16 protein-coding genes and 1 pseudogene are annotated in these 18308 nt (G+C 72.3%); 7 read left to right on the top strand and 10 right to left on the bottom strand.

Going from position 1 to position 18308, the window contains the following annotated elements:
- The first annotated feature begins 45 nt into the window (after positions 1 to 45).
- Entirely contained in the window at positions 46 to 1338 is a 1293-nt protein-coding gene (locus SROS_RS20545; RefSeq protein ID WP_012890877.1) for an MFS transporter, read from the top strand.
- Between the two features lie 19 nt (positions 1339 to 1357).
- On the opposite strand, the gene SROS_RS20540 is transcribed toward SROS_RS20545, so the two are convergent.
- Positions 1358 to 2401 carry a FecCD family ABC transporter permease gene (locus SROS_RS20540; RefSeq protein WP_012890876.1) on the bottom strand — a complete coding sequence of 348 codons (1044 nt, stop codon included), beginning with the start codon at positions 2399 to 2401 and terminating at the stop codon, positions 1358 to 1360.
- Positions 2402 to 2404: 3 nt separating this feature from the next.
- The gene (locus SROS_RS20535; protein WP_081453164.1) at positions 2405 to 3370 is read right to left on the bottom strand and encodes a FecCD family ABC transporter permease; all 966 of its coding nucleotides are present in this window, start codon (positions 3368 to 3370) and stop codon (positions 2405 to 2407) included.
- Between the two features lie 210 nt (positions 3371 to 3580).
- Here SROS_RS20535 and SROS_RS20530 point away from each other — a divergent pair, with 210 nt between their 5' ends.
- The 3 genes and pseudogenes from SROS_RS20530 to SROS_RS54440 form a co-directional block, all read left to right on the top strand.
- On the top strand, positions 3581 to 4606 hold the full coding sequence (locus tag SROS_RS20530) for an iron-siderophore ABC transporter substrate-binding protein (RefSeq protein ID WP_012890874.1): 1026 nt from the start codon (positions 3581 to 3583) through the stop codon (positions 4604 to 4606).
- 309 nt (positions 4607 to 4915) lie between these two features.
- Positions 4916 to 5821: a LysR family transcriptional regulator gene (locus SROS_RS20525; protein ID WP_012890873.1), complete on the top strand. Its 906-nt coding sequence runs from the start codon at positions 4916 to 4918 to the stop codon at positions 5819 to 5821.
- A 75-nt stretch (positions 5822 to 5896) separates the two neighbouring features.
- Positions 5897 to 5974: pseudogene (locus SROS_RS54440) on the top strand (hypothetical protein); the annotation flags it as partial.
- Positions 5975 to 6064: 90 nt separating this feature from the next.
- Here the strand turns inward: SROS_RS54440 and SROS_RS20520 are convergent.
- The 4 genes from SROS_RS20520 to SROS_RS20505 form a co-directional block, all read right to left on the bottom strand.
- Positions 6065 to 7417: an MFS transporter gene (locus SROS_RS20520; RefSeq protein WP_169369322.1), complete on the bottom strand. Its 1353-nt coding sequence runs from the start codon at positions 7415 to 7417 to the stop codon at positions 6065 to 6067.
- A 285-nt stretch (positions 7418 to 7702) separates the two neighbouring features.
- A complete protein-coding gene (locus tag SROS_RS20515) occupies positions 7703 to 8614 on the bottom strand; it encodes an aminoglycoside phosphotransferase family protein (RefSeq protein WP_012890871.1) in 912 nt (303 codons plus the stop codon).
- 192 nt (positions 8615 to 8806) lie between these two features.
- Positions 8807 to 10783 (bottom strand): RNA polymerase sigma factor, encoded by a 1977-nt coding sequence (locus SROS_RS20510; RefSeq protein ID WP_043652441.1) that lies wholly within the window; start codon positions 10781 to 10783, stop codon positions 8807 to 8809.
- A gap of 62 nt (positions 10784 to 10845) precedes the next feature.
- The gene (locus SROS_RS20505; protein ID WP_012890869.1) at positions 10846 to 11163 is read right to left on the bottom strand and encodes a YciI family protein; all 318 of its coding nucleotides are present in this window, start codon (positions 11161 to 11163) and stop codon (positions 10846 to 10848) included.
- Positions 11164 to 11374: 211 nt separating this feature from the next.
- On the opposite strand from SROS_RS20505, the gene SROS_RS20500 reads away from it, so the two are divergent.
- The 3 genes from SROS_RS20500 to SROS_RS20490 all read left to right on the top strand — a co-directional run bounded on the left by SROS_RS20500 (position 11375) and on the right by SROS_RS20490 (position 13835).
- Complete coding sequence (locus SROS_RS20500) at positions 11375 to 11911, top strand: dihydrofolate reductase family protein (protein WP_012890868.1); 537 nt, start codon at positions 11375 to 11377, stop codon at positions 11909 to 11911.
- Positions 11912 to 11941: 30 nt separating this feature from the next.
- Positions 11942 to 12313, top strand: coding sequence for a DUF1801 domain-containing protein (locus tag SROS_RS20495; protein ID WP_012890867.1), 372 nt, complete (start codon positions 11942 to 11944; stop codon positions 12311 to 12313).
- 250 nt (positions 12314 to 12563) lie between these two features.
- Positions 12564 to 13835 carry an MFS transporter gene (locus SROS_RS20490; RefSeq protein WP_218919881.1) on the top strand — a complete coding sequence of 424 codons (1272 nt, stop codon included), beginning with the start codon at positions 12564 to 12566 and terminating at the stop codon, positions 13833 to 13835.
- 72 nt (positions 13836 to 13907) lie between these two features.
- Here the strand turns inward: SROS_RS20490 and SROS_RS20485 are convergent, their stop codons facing one another.
- The 4 genes from SROS_RS20485 to SROS_RS20470 all read right to left on the bottom strand — a co-directional run bounded on the left by SROS_RS20485 (position 13908) and on the right by SROS_RS20470 (position 18247).
- Positions 13908 to 15095 (bottom strand): alpha/beta hydrolase family protein, encoded by a 1188-nt coding sequence (locus SROS_RS20485; RefSeq protein ID WP_245564684.1) that lies wholly within the window; start codon positions 15093 to 15095, stop codon positions 13908 to 13910.
- Positions 15096 to 15390: 295 nt separating this feature from the next.
- Positions 15391 to 16212 (bottom strand): PIG-L deacetylase family protein, encoded by an 822-nt coding sequence (locus tag SROS_RS20480; protein ID WP_012890864.1) that lies wholly within the window; start codon positions 16210 to 16212, stop codon positions 15391 to 15393.
- A 188-nt stretch (positions 16213 to 16400) separates the two neighbouring features.
- Positions 16401 to 17063: a response regulator gene (locus SROS_RS20475; RefSeq protein ID WP_043652438.1), complete on the bottom strand. Its 663-nt coding sequence runs from the start codon at positions 17061 to 17063 to the stop codon at positions 16401 to 16403.
- Entirely contained in the window at positions 17051 to 18247 is a 1197-nt protein-coding gene (locus SROS_RS20470; protein ID WP_012890862.1) for a sensor histidine kinase, read from the bottom strand. The genes SROS_RS20475 and SROS_RS20470 overlap by 13 nt, the downstream gene beginning before the upstream one ends.
- Positions 18248 to 18308: the final 61 nt, after the last annotated feature.

The following is an 18308-nucleotide window of genomic DNA, read 5'->3' as shown; positions in this document are numbered from 1 at the left end:
GCGAAACATTACGGCCCGTACGGCGGGCTCCCCCAGACTCCGATCATGCGTACTTACCGCGAGCTCCTGCGCACGCCGGAGTTCACTCCGCTCTTCCTGACCGTCTCCGCGCAGGTGGCGGCCGCGACCGTGAGCGGGCTGGCGCTGGGCGTGCTGGTGTACGCGGCCACCGGGTCACCGCTGCTGGCCGCCCTCAGCATGTTCGGTCCCTCGCTGGCCCAGGCGATCGGCGCGGCCGCGCTGCTGTCGGCCGCCGACCGGCTTCCGCCGCGCGCCGCGATGACGGGAGTGGCCCTGGCCTTCTGCCTCGGCACCGCCGCCCTGGCCGTGCCCGGGCTGCCGCTGCCGGGCATATTCGCGATCATCCTGGGGCTCGGCCTGGTCGGCTCGGTGGGCGGCGGGGTGCGCTACGGGCTGCTGAACGAGATCGTGCCCGCGGACGGCTACCTGCTCGGGCGGTCGCTGGTCAACATGTCCGTCGGGATCATGCAGGTCTGCGGGTTCGCGGCGGGCGGCGTGCTGGTGTCGGTGTTGTCGCCGCGCGGCACGCTGCTGGCCGGGGCCGCCCTGTATCTCGTCGCCGCGGGCACCGCCAGGTTCGGCCTCAGCGCGCGGGCGCCACGGGCCGTGGGGCGGCCGTCGGTGGCCGCGACGTGGCGCTCCAACGTGCGGCTGTGGTCCTCGGCGCCCCGTCGCCGCGTCTACCTCGCGCTCTGGGTGCCGAACGGGCTGATCGTCGGTTGCGAGTCGCTGTTCGTACCGTTCGCGCCCGAGCAGGCCGGGACGCTCTTCGCCTTCGCCGCGTCCGGCATGCTGGCCGGGGACGTTCTGGTCGGCAGGTTCGTGCCGGCGCGGTGGCAGGCGCGGCTCGGCGCCGCGCTGCTGCTCCTGCTGGCCGCGCCGTACCTGGTGTTCGCCGTGGACCCGCCGGTGCCGCTCGCCGTCGCGGCCGTGACGGTGGCCTCGATCGGATACGCGGCGAGCCTGGTGCTGCAGCAGCGGCTGATGGACCTGACCCCGGCCGAGATGAGCGGGCACGCGCTGGGGCTGCACTCCTCCGGCATGATCACCATGCAGGGTGTCGCCGCCGCCCTCGCCGGCACGCTCGCTCAGTACACCTCGCCGGGGACGGCGATCGCCGTCATGGCGGCGGCGTCCGTGACGGTCACGCTGGCGCTGGCGCGCGGCCTCTCCGGGCCGGCACGCACAGGCCCGTCTCAGAGAGCGCGCGCCGACATCGAGCGGCACGGCGACGCCGGGAACCCGGCGGCACCGCCCCAGGCCGGTCACCTCGCCGGGAACGCTCCGCCGGCCACCGGAAACCGGCGGACGACGTGAACTCGTCAGGCGCAGGACACTAGCGGGTGGTGCGGGCCAGCTGCCACAGGAGGAACGGGGCACCGAGCACTCCGGTGACGACGCCGACCGGGAGGACGGAGTCGGTCAGGAGACGCTGGCTGATCAGGTCGCTGATCAGGACGAGCGTCGAGCCGGTGAGGGCCGCGGCCGTGAGGGGCGGGGCGGCGGTGCGGGCCAGGCGCTGGGCGATCTGGGGGGCGGCCAGGGCGACGAACAGGATGGGCCCGGCCGCCGCGGTGGCGAACGCAGCCAGCGCCGCACCGCACATCAGCAAGGCCATCCGTGTGGACTGCACCCTCATGCCGAGCCCGGTCGCCACCTCGTCGCCCAGGTGCAGGGCGCGCTGCTGGCGGGCAAGCAGGAGCGTGAGCGGCACCAGTACGGCCAGCGCCCAGGCGAGCGGCTGGGCGTGGAGCCAGCCTCGCTCGTTGAGATTGCCGACGAGCCAGCCGAGGACCTTCTGCGCCTGGTACTGCTCGGCCCGGCTGAGCAGGTAGGAGGTCAGGCTGACGCAGATCCAGCTCACGCCGATGCCGACCAGGACGATCCGGTAGCCGGTCGTGCCCCTGTTCCAGGCGAGGGCGTAGATGAGCAGGCCGCTCAACAGCGCACCGCCGAGGCCGAGCGACTGGGGGCCGAGGCCCGACGGGGCCCCGAGGCCGAGCACGACCCCCGCGGTGACCGCCGTACCGGCTCCCTGGGTGATGCCGAGCACGTCGGGGCTGGCCAGGGGGTTACGGGTGGCGGCCTGGAAGATCGCGCCCGACAGGCCGAAGGCCGCGCCGGCGAGCAGGGCGACGACGGCGCGCGGCAGGCGCAGTTCCTGGACCACGAACACGGCGGCGGGGTCGTCGCCCGCACCCCACAGCGCGGAGACCGGCGCGGTGTAGTCGCCTGAGCCGATGGCCAGGGTCAGGCCGAACGCCAGCGACACGATCACGGCCAGGACGCACCAGACCAGGACGAGGCGGAGCCGTACCGCGCCCGACACCGCGGGCAGCCGGAGGACGAACCGGCCATGGGACAGGTGGAGACCGGACATCGCTCAGAGCTCCGCGAGTCGACGGCGACGGGCCAGGGCGATGAAGAAGGGCGCGCCGAGGAAGGCGGCCACGAGGCTCACGTCGATTTCCTGGGGGCGGGCGACCACGCGGCCGAGGATGTCGGCGGCCAGGAGCACGCAAGGCGCGACCAGCATCGAGCCGGGCAGCAGCCGGCGGTGGTCGGGGCCGGTGGCCGCTCGTACGAGGTGCGGGACGACCAGGCCGACGAAGACGATCGGGCCCGTGACCGCCACGGCCGCGCCGGTGAGCATGGTGACCGCCACCGCCGCCCTGATCCTGAGCCGGCCGAGGCTGCGGCCGAGGGCGACCGCCACGTCGTCACCGAGGGAGAGGCTGTTGAGCGCGAGGGCGGTGCTGAGCGCCAGGCCCGCGCCCACGACGAGGAACGGCAGGACCTGCAGCAGCGTCACACCGTCGTGCCCGGTCAGCGAGCCCGCCGACCAGTACCGGTAGCGGTCGAGCGCCTCCGGATCCGTCAGCGCGATGCCGCCGGTGAGCGAGTCGAGGAGGTAGGTGACCGCGACGCCGGCGAGGGCGAGCTTCACCGGCGAGGCACTTCCCCTTCCCCGGGTGCCGAGCAGGAACACCGCGACGCCGGCCAGCGCGGCCCCGCCGAAGGCGAACCAGATCGACTGCAACACTCCGGTGAGGCCGAGCAGCCCCGCGGCGACGACGGTGCCGAAGGCCGCTCCCGCGCTGACGCCGAGCAGGCCGGGATCGGCGAGCGGGTTGCGGGTCAGGCCCTGCATGACGGCCCCCGCGAGACCGAGCGCCGCGCCGACGAGCACGGCGACCAGTGTGCGCATCAGCCGGGTGCCCGTGACGATCGCCGCCACCTCGGGCTCGACTGCTTGAGGGTCGAACAGGGCGCGGGTCACCTGGTCGAGGCCGATCGCACGGCTGCCCACCGCCAGGGAGAGCAGGCACAGGCCGGTCAGCGCCAGCATGGCCAGAGCGAGGAGTGGGAGACCGCGCCTCGATCGGATCCGTGGGGGTGGGGACTTCTGATGTGTCACTAGGATCCGATCTTGCAGACTTCGGGCAGCCTAACCTTACTGGAGTGATTGTATGAAGGTAAGCCTTGCCTTAGTATCACCCCTCGTACCGTTTGTCCGCATGAGACTGCATGTCGCATCGAAGAGACAATGAGAAACCGAATGCTCCCCCCTCTCAAGACGAACCGCCTGCTGACGGCATTCGCCGCTTTGACGTTGGCCGTGACCGCCTCAGCCTGCGGCGGCGACGGCCCGTCCAGCCCCCGGGCTGAGGCCACGACCGTGGGGGCGCCCACCGCCGGAACCGCTTTCCCGCTCAAGGTCGAGCACCTCCACGGCACCACGGAGATCACCAGGAAGCCGGAGCGGATCGTCACCATAGGCCTCAGCGACCACGAGCCCCTGCTGGCCCTCGGGCACAGGCCGGTGGGCGTGGTGGACTGGTTCCAGCGCACGCCGTTCACCGACTGGCCGTGGGCCAAGGAAGCGTGGGGCGGCGTCGAGCCCACCGTGCTCGGCCTGCGCGAGGACGGCGTCAAAATGGAGAAGGTCGTCGCGCTCAAGCCCGACCTGATCTTCGCCATGTACTCCGGGATTCAGAAGGAGCAGTACGACCAGCTCTCGAAGATCGCCCCCGTCGTGGCCCAGCCCAAGGGCTTCGACCCCTACGCCGCGCCGTGGCAGGAGATGACGCTGCTCGCCGGACGGGCCCTCGGCGAAGAGGCCGAGGCCAAAACGCTCATCGACCGCATCGGCGTGAAGTTCACCGAGGTCCGCGAGGCCAACCCGCAGTGGAAGGGCCTGACGGCCGTCGCCGCCGACAGCTTCAAGGCCGGGACGTACTCGGCCTTCCAGAAGGGCGATCCCAAGTCGGCCTTCCTCGCCGAGCTCGGCTTCACGATCCCCGAGAGGATCACCAAGCAGGCGGGCCGGTCCAATGTCGCCGAGTTCGGCTCGGAGGGGTTGAACATGCTGGAGGTCGACCGGCTGGTCTGGCTGACGACCGGCAAGGAGCCCTGGGCGCGCATCAAGAACGACAGCGTGTACAAGGAACTCAAGGTCGCCAAGGAGGGCCGCGACCTCTTCCTGACCTACCAGGACCCGCCGATCGGCGCGGCACTGTCCTTCAACACCGTGCTGAGCATCCCCTACGCGATCGACCAGGTCCCTCCGTTGATCAAGAAGTGACACCCCGGCACTCCCGGCGGCGGCCGCCATCTGCGGCAGTGGCCGCCGCCGCGATTGCCCGGCAGGTGGGTGCCGCCTCCTGACCGCCCCGCCTCACGGGCGCGGAAGGTGGCGCAGGCGCTGTCTGACGGTCCGGCGTCTCTCCTCACGACCGTTACGGACGCCGCCGGGACGCGAAAAGGCCGGCTCGGCACTCCCGGTCGCACTCATGCTCCGGCGCGGCTTCCTCCCGAGGCCGGGCCTGCCCCTTGGTCACCCGACGGCCAGAAGTCCAGCAGATGGATCTGCTGGAAGTTAGAATCTGTATTCATGGAACTGAGGCAGCTGGAATACTTCGTCGCGGTTGCCGAGGAGCGGAACTTCACCCGGGCGGCCGAGCGGGTGCACATCAGCCAGTCCGGCGTCAGCGCCCAGATCCGCCAGCTGGAACGCGAACTCGGCGCCGAGCTGTTCGACCGGTCGGCGCGCACCGCCACCCTCACCGTCGCGGGAAAGGCCGCGCTCGAACACGCCCGCGCCGCGCTCGCCGCCGCCGGCGCGCTCGGCCAGGCGGTGGGCGAGGTGACCGACCTGATCCGGGGCCGGCTCACGGTCGGGATGGTCATCGGCTGCACCGTCACGCCGCTGTTCGACGCCCTCGCCGCCTTCCACCGGGCGCATCCCGGCGTGGAGATCTCGCTGCTGGAGGACAACTCCGACCGGCTCGTCGAGGGCGTGCGCGCCGGCACCCTCGACCTGGCGCTCGCCGGGACCGCGACCGCCACCCCCGACGGGCTGGACGCACTGACGATCATCAGCGAGCGGCTCGTCGCGGCGGTCCCGGCCGGGCACCCCCTGGCGGAGCAGCGGCGGATCACCCTGCGCGAGCTGAGCGCCCACCCGATCGTGTGCATGCCCCCCGGCACCGGCCTGCGCACGGTGTTCGACCAGGCCTGCGCGGCACAGGGCATCCAGCCGGTGATCGCGCTGCAGGCCAGCGCCGCGGACGCCATCGCCGACCTCGCCGCCCGCGGGCTCGCCGTCGCCGTCCTCAGCGACTCGATGGCCGCGCACTACCGTGACCGGCTCACCGCCCTCATCATCGACGACGTCGAGACACCCGCCCTGCTCGCCCTGGTCTGGAAGGACACCCACAGTCCCGCGATACGCGAGTTGCTCGTGCACAGCCGCCGGGCATTCGCCGGGCCCGCCCCTGACGGGAAACGCCCCCGCTGAGGCTCCTGCCCGCCTATCGCGCCGAGGCCTGCCCACGGGCTCAGGGGCAGACCGGACAGATCGGCGGTCGCCTGGATGGCGAGTCCCGCGTTCGCCGCGCTCACCCCTCGCGAGACGCAGGTCCTGCGGCTCGTCGCCGAGGGCCTGTCCGATCCGGAGACGGCGAGCTGTTTGACGGTCACCGAGGAGACGGTGAAGACGCTCGTGCGCCGCGGTTCCATCGCCGGCGCACGAACCAGGCAGTCAATCATTCACTTGACCATTCCCGGAAGAGCTCGCGTTCCGCCCGGCGGACGCGGAGCCGGCGACCGGGACGCGAACGGGCGCGGAGGTCCCGGCGGATCCGCTCCCGGCGCGCCGGAGGTCGAGCAGGCCGCAGGCCCCGGCGGACAGCAGCGCGACCAGGCCGAGGGCGGCCAGCGCCATCGACGGCCCCCACCCTCCGGCGTCGAAGAGCCGGCCTACCGCGAGCCCTCCCAGGAAGGCGCACGCTCCCGACAGGAAGCTGAGCACCCCCAGATACGCCCCGAAGCGATGGGCCGGCGCGCACCGCGTGACGGTCTGGAACAGCGCCGGTTGCATGAGCCCGTTGGCCAGCCCGTTGAGCACGGCGGCCGCCACGATCCCGGCCATCTGGCCGCCGCTGCCTTCCGACGGCGTGGCGAGCAGCACCAGATAGCCGGCCGCCGCGCAGAGCAACCCGCTCCGCAGCACCCACGGGTGCTCTCCCCGTCCGCCCGCCGCGCACCACGGCTGCACCGCCGTCGCGACCATCGCCACCAGCGAGAAGAACAGGGTCGTCGCGCCCGCCCCGACGTCCTTGAGCGGGACGACGGTCACGATCTGGTCGGCGAGCAACGTGCTGGGCGCGGCGACCACGGCGAAGCGCACGAACCTCCGATCGCGCAGCGCCTCCGCCACTCCCCCGGCGACCATCCGTGTGCCGAGCCGGGCGCCGGCCCACCGCCCCGTACGGTGACGCGGGTCCGCGCCGGGAGCGGTACGACGCTCCTCGCCCAGCAGGGTGAACAGCACGGCGGCGAGCGCCCACGCGGCCGCCGCCGCGGCCGCCAGCACCCAGAATCCGGCGGTCAGCAGGAGCAGCCCGGCAGGCGGGCCGGCCACCGCGGCCACCTGCCCGGCGATCACGTAGGCCGCGAACCCCCGGGAGCGGCGGGCCGGTGCCAGCCCGGCCAGCAGGGACTGGGCGGTGGGATGGAACAGCGCGCCGCCCACGCCCAGCAGCACGGCCGCACCGAGCAGCCCGGCGAGCTCGTCGGCGGTCCCGAGCAGCACGAAGCCCGCCGCGCGCAGCACGCAGGCCAGCACCCCCGCCCTGGTCGCGCCGATCAGATCGGTCACCGCGCCCACCGGCAGGAACAGCGCGTACTGGACCGCGATCCGCGCGCCGAGCACCAGGGTGATGGTCCCGGCCAGCATGCCGAGATCGTGCCGCAGGTGGGACACCAGGTGCGCCATCACCGCGAAGAATCCGAGCGAGATGGCCAGCTGCACCCCCACGACCACCACGATCACCCGCCGATCCGATGGCCTGCCCGCCCGGCGGCGGACCACGGACCGCCGAGGAGAATTCACGCGGACACGGTCAGGACGGCACCCGGCTCCGCCCGGGACCGCGGCCATCGGATGGGGGTACGGCGATGCGGCATGGGGACTCCTCGCTCTCGGTGAACGGTGAGAGCAGACCAGGTCGATCGGGTCATGTCCAATATCGGGAGCAAGATGAGATCGATACCGGAATGGATAATCATACTGGTCAGGCCTGGTCCAGCGGCCGGCTGCCACCGAGCCGTCCGGCCGCGCGAGCACGGTGTCCGGGGGCCGCGCCATGGAGATCCGCAGCCCGGCGGCGGGGCCGGGTCAATCTGATCGGTGGGTGGCACGCTCGTGATCGGCGAGGACTTCCCGGATCACGTGCCGCGAGTTGGCCGCGAGCGACGGATTCGTGCTCCGGTAGTACGGGAGCTGGATGAGCGCGATCGACAGCGCCCAGCCGCGGCCCCGCGCCCAGGTCGCGTCATCGACCCGCAGAGCGGCGCGGAGGACGTCCCGCGCGGCGGCGGGCAGCAGGTTCCACGCCACGACCAGGTCGACGGTGGGATCGCCCACGCCCACGCACCCGAAGTCGATGACGGCGCTGAGCCGCCCGCGGGTGATCAGCACGTTCCCGGGTGACAGGTCTCCGTGGACCCAGGCCGCCGGGCCGGACCACGCGGGGATCCGCAGGGCTTCCTCCCACGCGGCGGTCGCCGCACCGGTGTCGATGACTCCGCGCAGGTCCCCGATCGCGGCGCGCGTGGGAGCGTCCCGCGTCGCCAGGGGCACGCCGCGGCCCGCGGGCGGCCCGTCGGTGGGATCGATCCGGCGCAGCGCGGTGACGAACTCCGCCAGATCCTCGGCGAGCAGGGCGGGGTCGGTGATCCGGCCGACGGCCGGGTTCTCGCCGTCGAGCCAGCGGTAGACGGACCAGTGCCAGGGATAGCCGTCTGCGGGCACTCCCTTCCCGAGCGGGGCGGGGATGGTGACCGGAAGCAGCGGGGCGAGCCGCGGCAGCCACCGCTGCTCCCGCTCCACGTTCCCGACGGCCCACTCGATACGAGGGAGTCGTACGGCCATGTCCTCACCGAGCCGGTACATGGCGTTGTCCGTCCCTGCGGAGTCAACCGGTTCGACGGGAAGATCCGCCCACTGCGGAAACTGCCCGGCGAGCAACCGGCGCACGAGAGGCATGTCGATGTCCACCTCGTCGGCATGCATCTTGCCGGCGCGCATGAAAACCTTCCTGACCGGGGTGAACCCACCGAGCGGCACGGACCACGCGACGCAGCGGAGGGACTGGCGGCAGCCGGCTGGACTGCCGGCCGATGTCCATACCACCGTCCGGCGCGTCTTCTGTCGACTCGTTTTCGGTCTCTCCCCACCGGCGCAGCAGGGCGGCGGGCCGCCGGAGGATCTCGCCGACGGTCAAGGGCGGGAGTGGCTGAGCTGGTGGAGGGTGTAGCCCGCGCCTGACGGGTCGAGCGGCCTGGTGGCCTGTTTGAAGAGGTATTCGGCGCGTTCGTAGGAGAGCCGTCCCCGTCCGGTGTCGGGGCAGAGGTCGGCGGGTCCGGGCATCCGGGCCGGTGCGGGTCTCCGGTCGGCCAGGAACAGCGGGCCTCGCGTCCGGCCCGCCACGAGGTGGGGTAACAGGCGGGCGGTGCCGGACTGCCAGGACAGCCAGACCTGCCCGTTCTTGGCGGCGACGCGTCCGCGCCGGTCGTCCAGGTCGAGGTCTTCGACGTTGAGGGACAGGGCCGTTCTGGCGGCGGCCGCCGACTCGTGGAGGAGCCGCCACAGCACCTTCTCGCGTAGCGCCGTGCCCGGGCGCTCCCAGAGGGCGTCGAGCTGTGACGGGCCGATGGACGGCCTGCGCTCGCGGCTCTCCGGCTTCCGGGCCAGTCCGGCGGAGAGGTCGTCGACGGACGCCCAGGAGGAGAAGGAGCGGACGGCCGCGCGGTGCCGGTTCCAGGTCTTGGCCGCCGCCCCGTCCCAGGCGACGGAGAAGACCGTGGACAACTTCCCGGCGGTCACCTCGGCCAGCGGGGTGCCGGCTCCAAGGTCCAGGCACATCCGGCGCAGGGTCTGGCCGTAGGAGCGGATCGTCCCGGCGTCCAGGTCCTCGCGGGCCAGGAAGCTCTCCGCGGCCTGGCCCAGGGTGACTCCCGCCACCGGGGTTGTGCCGGTAGCGGCCCGCCTGAGCAGGAAAGCGCGTTCGGGGGCGTTGTGAGTGAGCGAGGCCGCGCGCTCGAACTCCGTCCTGGCCTCGTCGTGCCGTCCGAGCTTGGCCAGGAAGTCGCCGCGCACGCCGGACAGCAGGTGGTAGTTCTTGAGCGCGGGATCGGAGGTCAGCGTGTCGACGATGTCCAGCCCCGCCTGGGGCCCGCGGGCCATCCCCAGCGCCACGGCACGGTTGAGCTGGACCACGGGCGACGGCACCAGCCGGACCAGCGCTCCGTAGAGGGCCGCGATCTGACCCCAGTCCGTCTCCTGCGCGGTCTTCGCCTGCGCGTGCGAGACGGCGATCGCGGCCTGCAGCACATACGGGCCGGGCGGGCCCCCGGCCTCCTTCGCCCGTAACATCGCCGCGAAACCGCGGCGGATGAGGAGCTGATCCCAGCGTCCGCGGTTCTGCTCGTGGAGCTGGATGGGCTCGCCCGAGGGGCCGGTCCGCGCGGCCGAACGCGACGCCTGGATCTCCATCAGCGCGACCAGGCCGTGGACCTCGGCCTGCCGGGGCGCCAGCTCGGCCAGCAGCCGGCCCAGCCGGAGCGCCTCCAGGCACAGCGACGGGCGCATCAGGTCGTCGCCGGACGTCGCCGAATAGCCCTCGTTGAAGATCAGGTAAATGACTTCGAGCACGGACGCCAGCCGTCCGGCGAGTTCCGGTCCGGGAGGCAGTTCGAACGGGACCCGCTCTTCGGCGAGGGTGCGCTTGGCCTTCGCGATGCGCTGGGCGACGGCCTGCTCGGACACGAGGAAGGCCCGGGCGATCTCCAGGGCGGTCAGACCGCCGAGCAGCCGGAGCGTCAGCGCGGCCCGTGCCTCGGCCGGCAGCACCGGGTGGCAGGAGACGAACATCAGCCGCAGGACGTCGTCGTCCACACCTTCTTCGAGACCCTGCTGTTCCAGCGCGTGGGCGATCTCTTCGTGCTTGCGTTCCAGCCGCTCGCCGCGGCGGAGGTGATCGATGGCCCGGCGTTTGGCGGTGGTCATGAGCCATGCGCCCGGATTATCCGGGACGCCCTGTCCGGGCCACTGTTCGAGCGCGGCTACCAGCGCGTCCTGCGCGAGCTCCTCGGCGAGGCCGACGTCGCGGACCATTCTGGTGAGCCCGGCGATGATCCTCGCGGACTCGAACTTCCAGACCGCGTCGATCGCACCATGGACGTTCCGGGCCGTCATGGGCACGATAAGAGCACCGCCCCGGCTCGTGCGCAAACCGGGGGCGGCGCTCCCGCGGGGTGTCATCCGAAGATCTGCTGGATCCGCCCCTCGCCATCACCGAAGATCTTGAAAAAGCGGCGGGAGACCTCCAGCGCCTCCTCCTTAGAGCGGGCTTCGATCAGCGCGAACCCGCCGGCTGCCTCCTTCGCCTCGGTGAAGGGGCCGTCGATCACGGTGATCTCTCCGCCGGAGGACTTGATCAGACTGCCCTCCAGCTCCATCCCGCCGGTGGCCAGCAGCACACCGGACTTGGTCAGCTCCTCGATGAACTTGCCCATCTCGATGTGGAGCGCCTCGTCCGCCGCCCGCTCGCTCTTGCTCGTCATGAGGAATCGCATCGCCCTGTCTCCTTATCCACATCCATCGGGTTCTGCCTTCAGGTCGGACAAACCATATGACAGGTAATGGCGGCGTTCCCTGTCACATCGCTGGATCGACGAGTGAGTGAGAACCGAAGAAGACGGACCCGAGAAAGGCACCGGCCATGACCACCGTCCAGATCCCCGCCCTCGCGGCGGTCCCGGCCGGTCCCTTCACTGAGGAGATGCCATGAGAAAGATCATCGCTGGACTGTTCATGTCGCTGGACGGTGTCGTGGAGGCACCCGAGAAGTGGCACTTCCCCTACCTGAACGAGGAGATGGGCGCGGCGGTCGGGTCGATGCAGGCCCAGGCGGACACCCTGCTGCTGGGACGGGTGACCTACGAGTCCTTCGCCTCGGTCTGGCCGCACCAGACCGGTGAGATGGCAGACCGGCTCAACGGCATCCGCAAGCTGGTGGTGTCGGCCACCCTCGAAAAGGCCGAGTGGACCAACTCGACCGTCATCGGTGGCAACGTCGTCGAAGAGCTGACCAGGCTCAAGCGGCAGCCCGGTAAGGACATCAGCGTCTCCGGCAGCATCACCCTGACCCGGGCACTGCTGCACGCCGGGCTCATCGACGACCTCCACCTGCTGGTCCACCCGATCATCCTGGGGGCCGGGCAGCGCCTGTTCGAAGACGGCACCGAGCAGCGGAAACTGGTCCTCGCCGACTCTGCGACCTTCGGCACCGGCGTCGTTCACCTGACCTACCAGCCCGCCTGAACCTCTCCCACAAGCAGCAAGGACATCGACATGGCCAAGTTCGCCACCGTCCAGGACTACCTCGCCTCCCTCCCCGAGTCCCAGCGCGAGATCGCCGGCGAACTCCTTCCGCTCATCGAGGCGGCGCTGCCGGGGGCCGGCGCGGTCTGGCAGGGACATCCGGTGTGGAGTCTGGGCCCGGCCCCGGGCAGTAGCCCGGTCTGCTACGTCAAGGCCTACTCCACCTACGTGACCTTCGGGTTCTGGCGGGGCCAGGAGATCGCCGACCCGTCCGGCCGCCTCGAACCCGGCGCGCGGCAGATGGCCGGCGTCAAACTCCGCACCCCGGCCGACATCGACGCCGAGGCGTTCAGCACCTGGCTGCACGCGGCACGCGACCTGGAGGGCCGGACCGCCGGCTGACCCGGAGCCAGGGACGCGGAGACCGCCGGTGCACGGAAGACCGTTCACCCGGCGGTCTCCGCGCGTCCGGCCTCCCCGTACGTCCGGTGGGGCGGGGGACGCCGTCTCCCGCATCGCCCGCCGCCGCGGTCCCGCCCGGGATTCCCGCTGCGACGGTGCTCGCCGCCTACGCTGATTTGCGTATTTCATCACTCCGACCCACTTCGACGCGTCTCGGCGGGCCATGCTTCTACACATCCGGAAGACAGGAGTGCAGAAGGTGGCCGGACTCGGCAGGAACTTCAACACGTTGTGGGCGGCCACCACCGTCTCCAACGTCGGCGACGGCATAGCGGCGGCCGCCGCGCCGTTGATGGTCGCCTCGGTCACCGATGATCCGGTGCTGGTCGGCCTGGCCGTGTTCGTCCAGCAACTACCCTGGGTACTGTTCTCGCTGGTCAGCGGCGTCTTCGTGGATCGCCTCGACCGCCGGCGGCTGATCGTGGTGGTCAACGTGCTCCGCGGTCTGGTCGTGGGCGTGCTGGCTCTGGCCGTGTGGCGGGACGTGGCGACGATCCCGGTCATCTACGCCGCCGGGTTCCTGCTCGGCGTGTGCGAGACCCTCGGTGACAACGCCTCGGGGACGCTCGTCCCGATGGTCGTGAAGTCGGAGGACCTCCCCCGTGCCAACGCGCGCATGCACGCTGTCTTCTTCGCGGTCAACCAGTTCGCCGCGCCACCGCTGGGCGCCGCCCTGTTCGTGATGGCGGCGGCGCTGCCGTTCGGGATCAACGCCGCGACGTTCGTGCTGGCGGCCGTACTGATCTCCACCCTGCGCGGGATACGGCAGAGCGCTCCGGCCGAGCGGCGGTCCGTGCGCGCCGACATCGGCGAGGGCATGCGCTGGCTCTGGAACCACTCCGCGATCCGGATGCTCTCCCTCGCGCTGTGCCTGATGAACGTCACGCTCATCGCGGGCTTCTCGATCCTCGTGCTCTACAGCCGTGACCGGCTCGGGCTCAACGAATACGGCTACGGCGTTCTCATCACGGCGTCCGCAGCCGGCTCGCTGGTCGGTGTGATGGTCGCCCCTCGTCTCCAGGCACGGTTCTCCGACTCGCTGCTTCTCCGGGCCGGCCTGGTCATCGAGACGCTGACGCACGTCGGGCTGGCGCTCGCCACCACGGTGTGGGTCGCCGGGCCCGTCCTGATCGCCTTCGGCGTCCACAGCTCGATCTTCGGCGCGGTCAGCGTCACGCTGCGCCAGCGGGCCGTGCCCGACGAGCTGCGGGGCCGCGTCCAGAGCGTGTACATGATGTTCGCCGTCGGCGGCTCCGCGCTGGGAGCCCTGGCCGGCGGGCCCATCGCCCGCTGGACCGGCATCACCGGCCCCTTCTGGGCGTCGGCGGTGGTGATGGCCGTGCTCACGGCCGTGGCCTGGCGCTTCTTCGGCCGCCGGTTCGTCGCCTCCGGCGCAGTCGCCCCGATCGACGACGACGGCTCCCGGGACCATCCGGGTGAGCGGGTCGCCCTCGACCGTTAGGAGTGCGACCCGCCGACGCCGGGAAGCGACGCCATCCGGGCGCCACCGGCGGCGCCCGGATGGGCCGAGCCGCTACGGGATGAGCTCGACCGCCGGGTACCGCCCGCTGGGACCGTCGAACAGCGGCGTGTCACGCCCCTTCAGGTGCAGGTCGAAGAAGGCCGCGACGTAGGCCCGCTGTGCCGCGATCGCCTGGCCGGGGCCGATCGTCCCGATGAGCTCGCGCACCGTGCTCTCCGGCAGCCCGGTGAGCTGGGGCGCGAGCGCCTCGGCGTCGGTGAACGAGTAGTGCCTGGCCCCGGTGAACCGCAGCTCCCGCTTCCAGCCCTTCGAGCCGTCCCAGAAGGACCGCCACGTGGGGTCGCCGGCGCGGGTGTGCGGCTCGGCCGCCACCTGCAGGAACGGCTTGGCCAGCCCGGTCCGGGCGACCGCTCCGCGGTGTCCGCCGTCGAGGTTGACGCCCGCGTCGACGCGCCGATCGTCGTGGACGACCTGTGCCGCCGTGGCGCCCCCCATGGAGTGGCCGAACATCCCGACGCGGGACAGGTCCAGGCCGCCGCGCAGCCCCTCAGGGAGCGGGCGCCGTCCCGCGTCGGGGTTGTGCCCCCGGTCGAGGCCGGCCAGCTGGTCGAGGACGAACCGCGTGTCCGCGACCCGTACCTCCAGTGCCTTGTTCATGGCGTCCTGTGTGGGCTGAGGCGGGAACGTGCTCCTTTCGAGCCGGCCACCGGGGAACTCCACCTGCGCGGCCTCGTAGGTGTGGTCGACGCTGACCACGACGTACCCCCGGCCGGCCAGGTCCTCGATCACCGTGGTCCCGACCGACCGCGGGGCGCCGAACCCGGGCGAGAACAGCACGACCGGCAGCCTTCCCGCCCTCCGGCTCACCGGGGCGCCCGCCCTGGCGTGCGTCTCCGTCGCGGCCCAGTCCACCTCGCCGGGTTCGGTGCCGAACAGCGCGGCCGCGAGAGTCCCGCCGAAGTCCTCCGCCGCGCGCGGTGACATGTGCGGCGCCACCGGCAGGTTCGGCGATCTTCTCGCCGGATACCAGACGCTCACCATGAGCTCGCGGTACGGCGGGGACGCCACCCAGGGATCGGGGCGTGACCGGTCCACCAGGTGCAGCGAGACCGTGCCGACGGGATACCTCCCGGTCGGGGCGGGCAGCGTCAGGGTGGCGGCCTCGTCCGAGGACCGGGCCAGGGCCGGTGTCCCGGCCGGCGCCACGAGGGCGGCCGCCACCGCCAGCCCTGCGATCACTTTCCCGGTGGGTACGGTTCGCGCGGAAATCGGCATGGATCGTCTCCTGATAGGCGCTTCACGTCTCCGGAAAAGCCTTTCAGCCATCTCTCGCGCGTCCTTCCGCCCGCAGGAGGAACCGGCCGTCATACCCCGGTCTGCCGGCGCGACCGATCATCATCTCGCGGGATCACCCGGCGTCCAGGGGGGAGAGCCGCGGCGAGCGGCGATCGCGTTCAGCCGTTCGCCGGTGTTGCGGGGCGGGGCCGGCGCGTGCGGGGTGGCCCGCACGTCCGTCGTCGCCCCGGCACCGGATTCACGGGACACGCCTGGCGGGCGTCTCCCCGGCTACCGGGCCGGCGAATATGTCCGAGACCACCCGTGGGTTCGACGCCGCCGCGTCGACGTACCACTCCCGTCCGAGCAGCAGGCCGAACAGCGGCACCGGAAGCCGGACCAGCACCCGCATGACCGGTGCCAGCCGGCCGCGGCCGGTCACCTCGGAGCGGTGCGCGGCGAGCGCCGCCTGCTTCTGGCGGGCGAACCGCCGTACATCGACCCTGTGTGTGATGGCCGCGCCCGGGCTGTAGAGGGCGCGTAGCGCTTCGGCGTCGAAGCGGAACGGAATCCTCAGCAGGCGTGTCAGCCTCACGAACCGGTCGGCGACATCGCGGGGAAGGGTGGCCTCCAGCACGTGCGAGACCCCGGCCAGTCCGGCCGCGCGCTTGCCGACCTCGTGCACTTTCACGTGGTCGCGGTGGCCGTACCCGCCGTTGGCGTCATAGCTGAGCAGGACCGCCGCGTTCTCCTCGCGGAGAACGGCGGCGAGCCGGGCGGCAGCCTCCTCGGTGTCCGCCCTGGCGAAGCGCGTCCGGTCCGGCGGGTCGGGATAGAGCACCGGCCCGTGCCCGCTGTCGGCGTAGCCCAGGTGCACGACGCGTCCCACACCGAGTATCCGGGCGCTCGCCCGCAGTTCGTCCATACGGGTCGAATCGCTTTCCGACGCCGCCCCCATGACGCCGTCGGTGGCGACCACGATCACCACCCGATGGCCCTCGGAGGAGGCACGGGCGAGAGTGCCCCCCGTCATCAACACCTCGTCGTCGGGATGGGCGTGAAATGCCACGACAGTCGCCATCGGTACATTGTGGATCACAGACGGCCCCGGCGCGGCCAACGGCAGGCCCGCCGGCGCCCACACGCCCGGACCACCCACCCGGCACGCGGGCCGTCCGTGCCCGTTCTCGGACCACCCACCCGGCACGCGGGCCGTCGGTGCCCGGCCACGCCGGACGGCGGCCGTACCGGCGGGCGTCCCGCCCCACGTCAGGCGAGCCCGGCGTCGTGGGCGAGCAGGGCGATCTGGGTCCGGTTGTCGAGCTCGAGTTTGCTGAGGATGTGGGAGACGTGGGCCTTGACCGTGGTCACCTTCATGTAGAGCTCCACGGCGATTTCGGCGTTGGTCCGCCCCCGGGCCACGGCGAGAACCACCTCGTTCTCACGGGGGCTGAGGGTGGCCAGTGCGGCACGGGCCCGCTGGTAGGCGCCGGCCTGGGTGGCGGCGCGGTCCATGAGCCGGCGGGTGATCCGAGGGGACAGGACCGGGTCTCCGGCGGCGACCCGGCGGACCGCTTCGACGATCTGCGCGGGCGGGGTGTCCTTGAGCAGGAAGCCGGCGGCGCCGGCGCGCAGCGCGTGCAGGATGTTCTCGTCGGCGTCGAAAGTGGTCAGCACGACGACCTCGGGCGGGTGCCGGCGGCTCCGTAGCCTGCGGGTGGCGGTGATGCCGTCCACACGCGGCATCCGAAGGTCCATGAGCACGACATCGGGGGCGTATGCGTCAGCGGCCGCGGGCACCTCGTCGCCGTCGGCGGCCTCGCCCACCACGGCGATGCCGTGGATCCCGTCGAGCATCATGGACAGCCCGGCGCGGACGAGGGCGTCGTCGTCCACGACGAGGACGCGCAGCGGGCGGCTCACGCCGGCCACGGCAGCCAGGCGCGCAGGCGGAACTCGCCGGCGGTCACCTCGTGGTCGAGCCGCCCCCCGGCGAGTTGCACCCGCTCGGTCAGCCCGACCAGGCCGGTGCCGGTGCCGGGTGTGATCGACGTGGCGGCCCCGTCCTCCGGCAGCGGGTTGCGGATGTCGATCACGAGCCGGGCACCCGGCCGGCCCTCCAGCATCACCTGGACCGGCCGGCCCGTGGCGTGCTTGCGGGCGTTGGTCAGCCCCTCCTGGACGACACGGTAGGCAGTCCGGCCGGCGGCGGCGGGCAGGGCGTCCGGGTCGACCACCTCGTTGCGCAGCCGCACCCGGCCTCCGGCGTCGCGGGACTCGTCGACCAGCCGGGGAAGGTCGGCCAGCACGGGCTGCGGCCGTCCATCGGGCTCGTGGCCCTCGACCGTGTCCTCGTCGCGCAGCAGGTTGATCACGTCCCGGAGCTCGTCGAGTGCCTGGTGCGCTCCGGCGCGGACCACGCCCGCGGCACGGGCGAGCTGCTCAGGCGGGGAGTCCGGGCGGTACTCCAACGCACCCGCGTACGTCGCCAGCAGGGACAGCCGATGGGCCAGCACGTCGTGCATCTCCCGGGCGATCCGGGTCCGCTCGAGCATCCGGCCCTCGGCCACCCGGCGGCCCTGCTCGGCCTCGGCGCGGCGGGCGCGTTCGCGCAGCGAGGCGACGAGCGCGTGGCGCGCCCGGGCCAGCGCGCCCCAGCCGACCAGCGCGCCGTACCCGACGGTGATCAGGACCAGCCACCAGCCGAAGGAGATCCCCCCGTTCGGCCGCCATGTGCCCTGCACCGCGTGGGCCACGATCCCCGCCGCGGCCACCGCGACCGCGACCGGGAAACCGCGCCGCTGGGCGACCAGCAGCGCGCCCAGCGTGGCCGCCGGGGTGGCCGCCGGCGACAGCGCCGCCAGCAGCGTGAGCCCCAGCGCGCCGGTGACCGGCCACCGCAGCAGAACCGGCGACAGGACGCATCCCAGCACCCCGGCCGCGATGTCACGACCCAGCGACTCCCCCGTCGGATGCGCGTCGGACAGGCCCCAGATCGTCAGCGCGACCAGGGCGCCCATCCCGACGACCATGATGACCGCGGCGGGGATCCCGGTTCCGGGGGCGCGCGGGCGGGCGGCTCCCGCCCCTTCGCCGCAGTGGATGTCGCCGTTCATGGGCCAAGGGTAGCTCCGGGTTCCGCGGTGCCGGCACCTACCAAAGTAGGTGGCCGGCCCT

This window comes from Streptosporangium roseum DSM 43021, from assembly GCF_000024865.1.
Taxonomy (GTDB): Bacteria; Actinomycetota; Actinomycetes; order Streptosporangiales; family Streptosporangiaceae; genus Streptosporangium; species Streptosporangium roseum.
This window is presented reverse-complemented; position numbering and strand designations above follow the sequence as displayed.

What these genes read in the sequence shown, in the direction of transcription:
- SROS_RS20480 (WP_012890864.1), bottom strand. Translation starts at nt 16,212, where the DNA reads ATGGCGACTGTCGTGGCATTTCACGCCCATCCCGACGACGAGGTGTTG.
- SROS_RS20495 (WP_012890867.1), top strand. Translation starts at nt 11,942, where the DNA reads ATGGCCAAGTTCGCCACCGTCCAGGACTACCTCGCCTCCCTCCCCGAG.
- SROS_RS20510 (WP_043652441.1), bottom strand. Translation starts at nt 10,783, where the DNA reads ATGACGGCCCGGAACGTCCATGGTGCGATCGACGCGGTCTGGAAGTTC.
- SROS_RS20525 (WP_012890873.1), top strand. Translation starts at nt 4,916, where the DNA reads ATGGAACTGAGGCAGCTGGAATACTTCGTCGCGGTTGCCGAGGAGCGG.
- SROS_RS20535 (WP_081453164.1), bottom strand. Translation starts at nt 3,370, where the DNA reads ATGCTGGCGCTGACCGGCCTGTGCCTGCTCTCCCTGGCGGTGGGCAGC.
- SROS_RS20515 (WP_012890871.1), bottom strand. Translation starts at nt 8,614, where the DNA reads ATGCGCGCCGGCAAGATGCATGCCGACGAGGTGGACATCGACATGCCT.
- SROS_RS20530 (WP_012890874.1), top strand. Translation starts at nt 3,581, where the DNA reads ATGCTCCCCCCTCTCAAGACGAACCGCCTGCTGACGGCATTCGCCGCT.
- SROS_RS20505 (WP_012890869.1), bottom strand. Translation starts at nt 11,163, where the DNA reads ATGCGATTCCTCATGACGAGCAAGAGCGAGCGGGCGGCGGACGAGGCG.
- SROS_RS20500 (WP_012890868.1), top strand. Translation starts at nt 11,375, where the DNA reads ATGAGAAAGATCATCGCTGGACTGTTCATGTCGCTGGACGGTGTCGTG.
- SROS_RS20545 (WP_012890877.1), top strand. Translation starts at nt 46, where the DNA reads ATGCGTACTTACCGCGAGCTCCTGCGCACGCCGGAGTTCACTCCGCTC.
- SROS_RS20540 (WP_012890876.1), bottom strand. Translation starts at nt 2,401, where the DNA reads ATGTCCGGTCTCCACCTGTCCCATGGCCGGTTCGTCCTCCGGCTGCCC.
- SROS_RS20470 (WP_012890862.1), bottom strand. Translation starts at nt 18,247, where the DNA reads ATGAACGGCGACATCCACTGCGGCGAAGGGGCGGGAGCCGCCCGCCCG.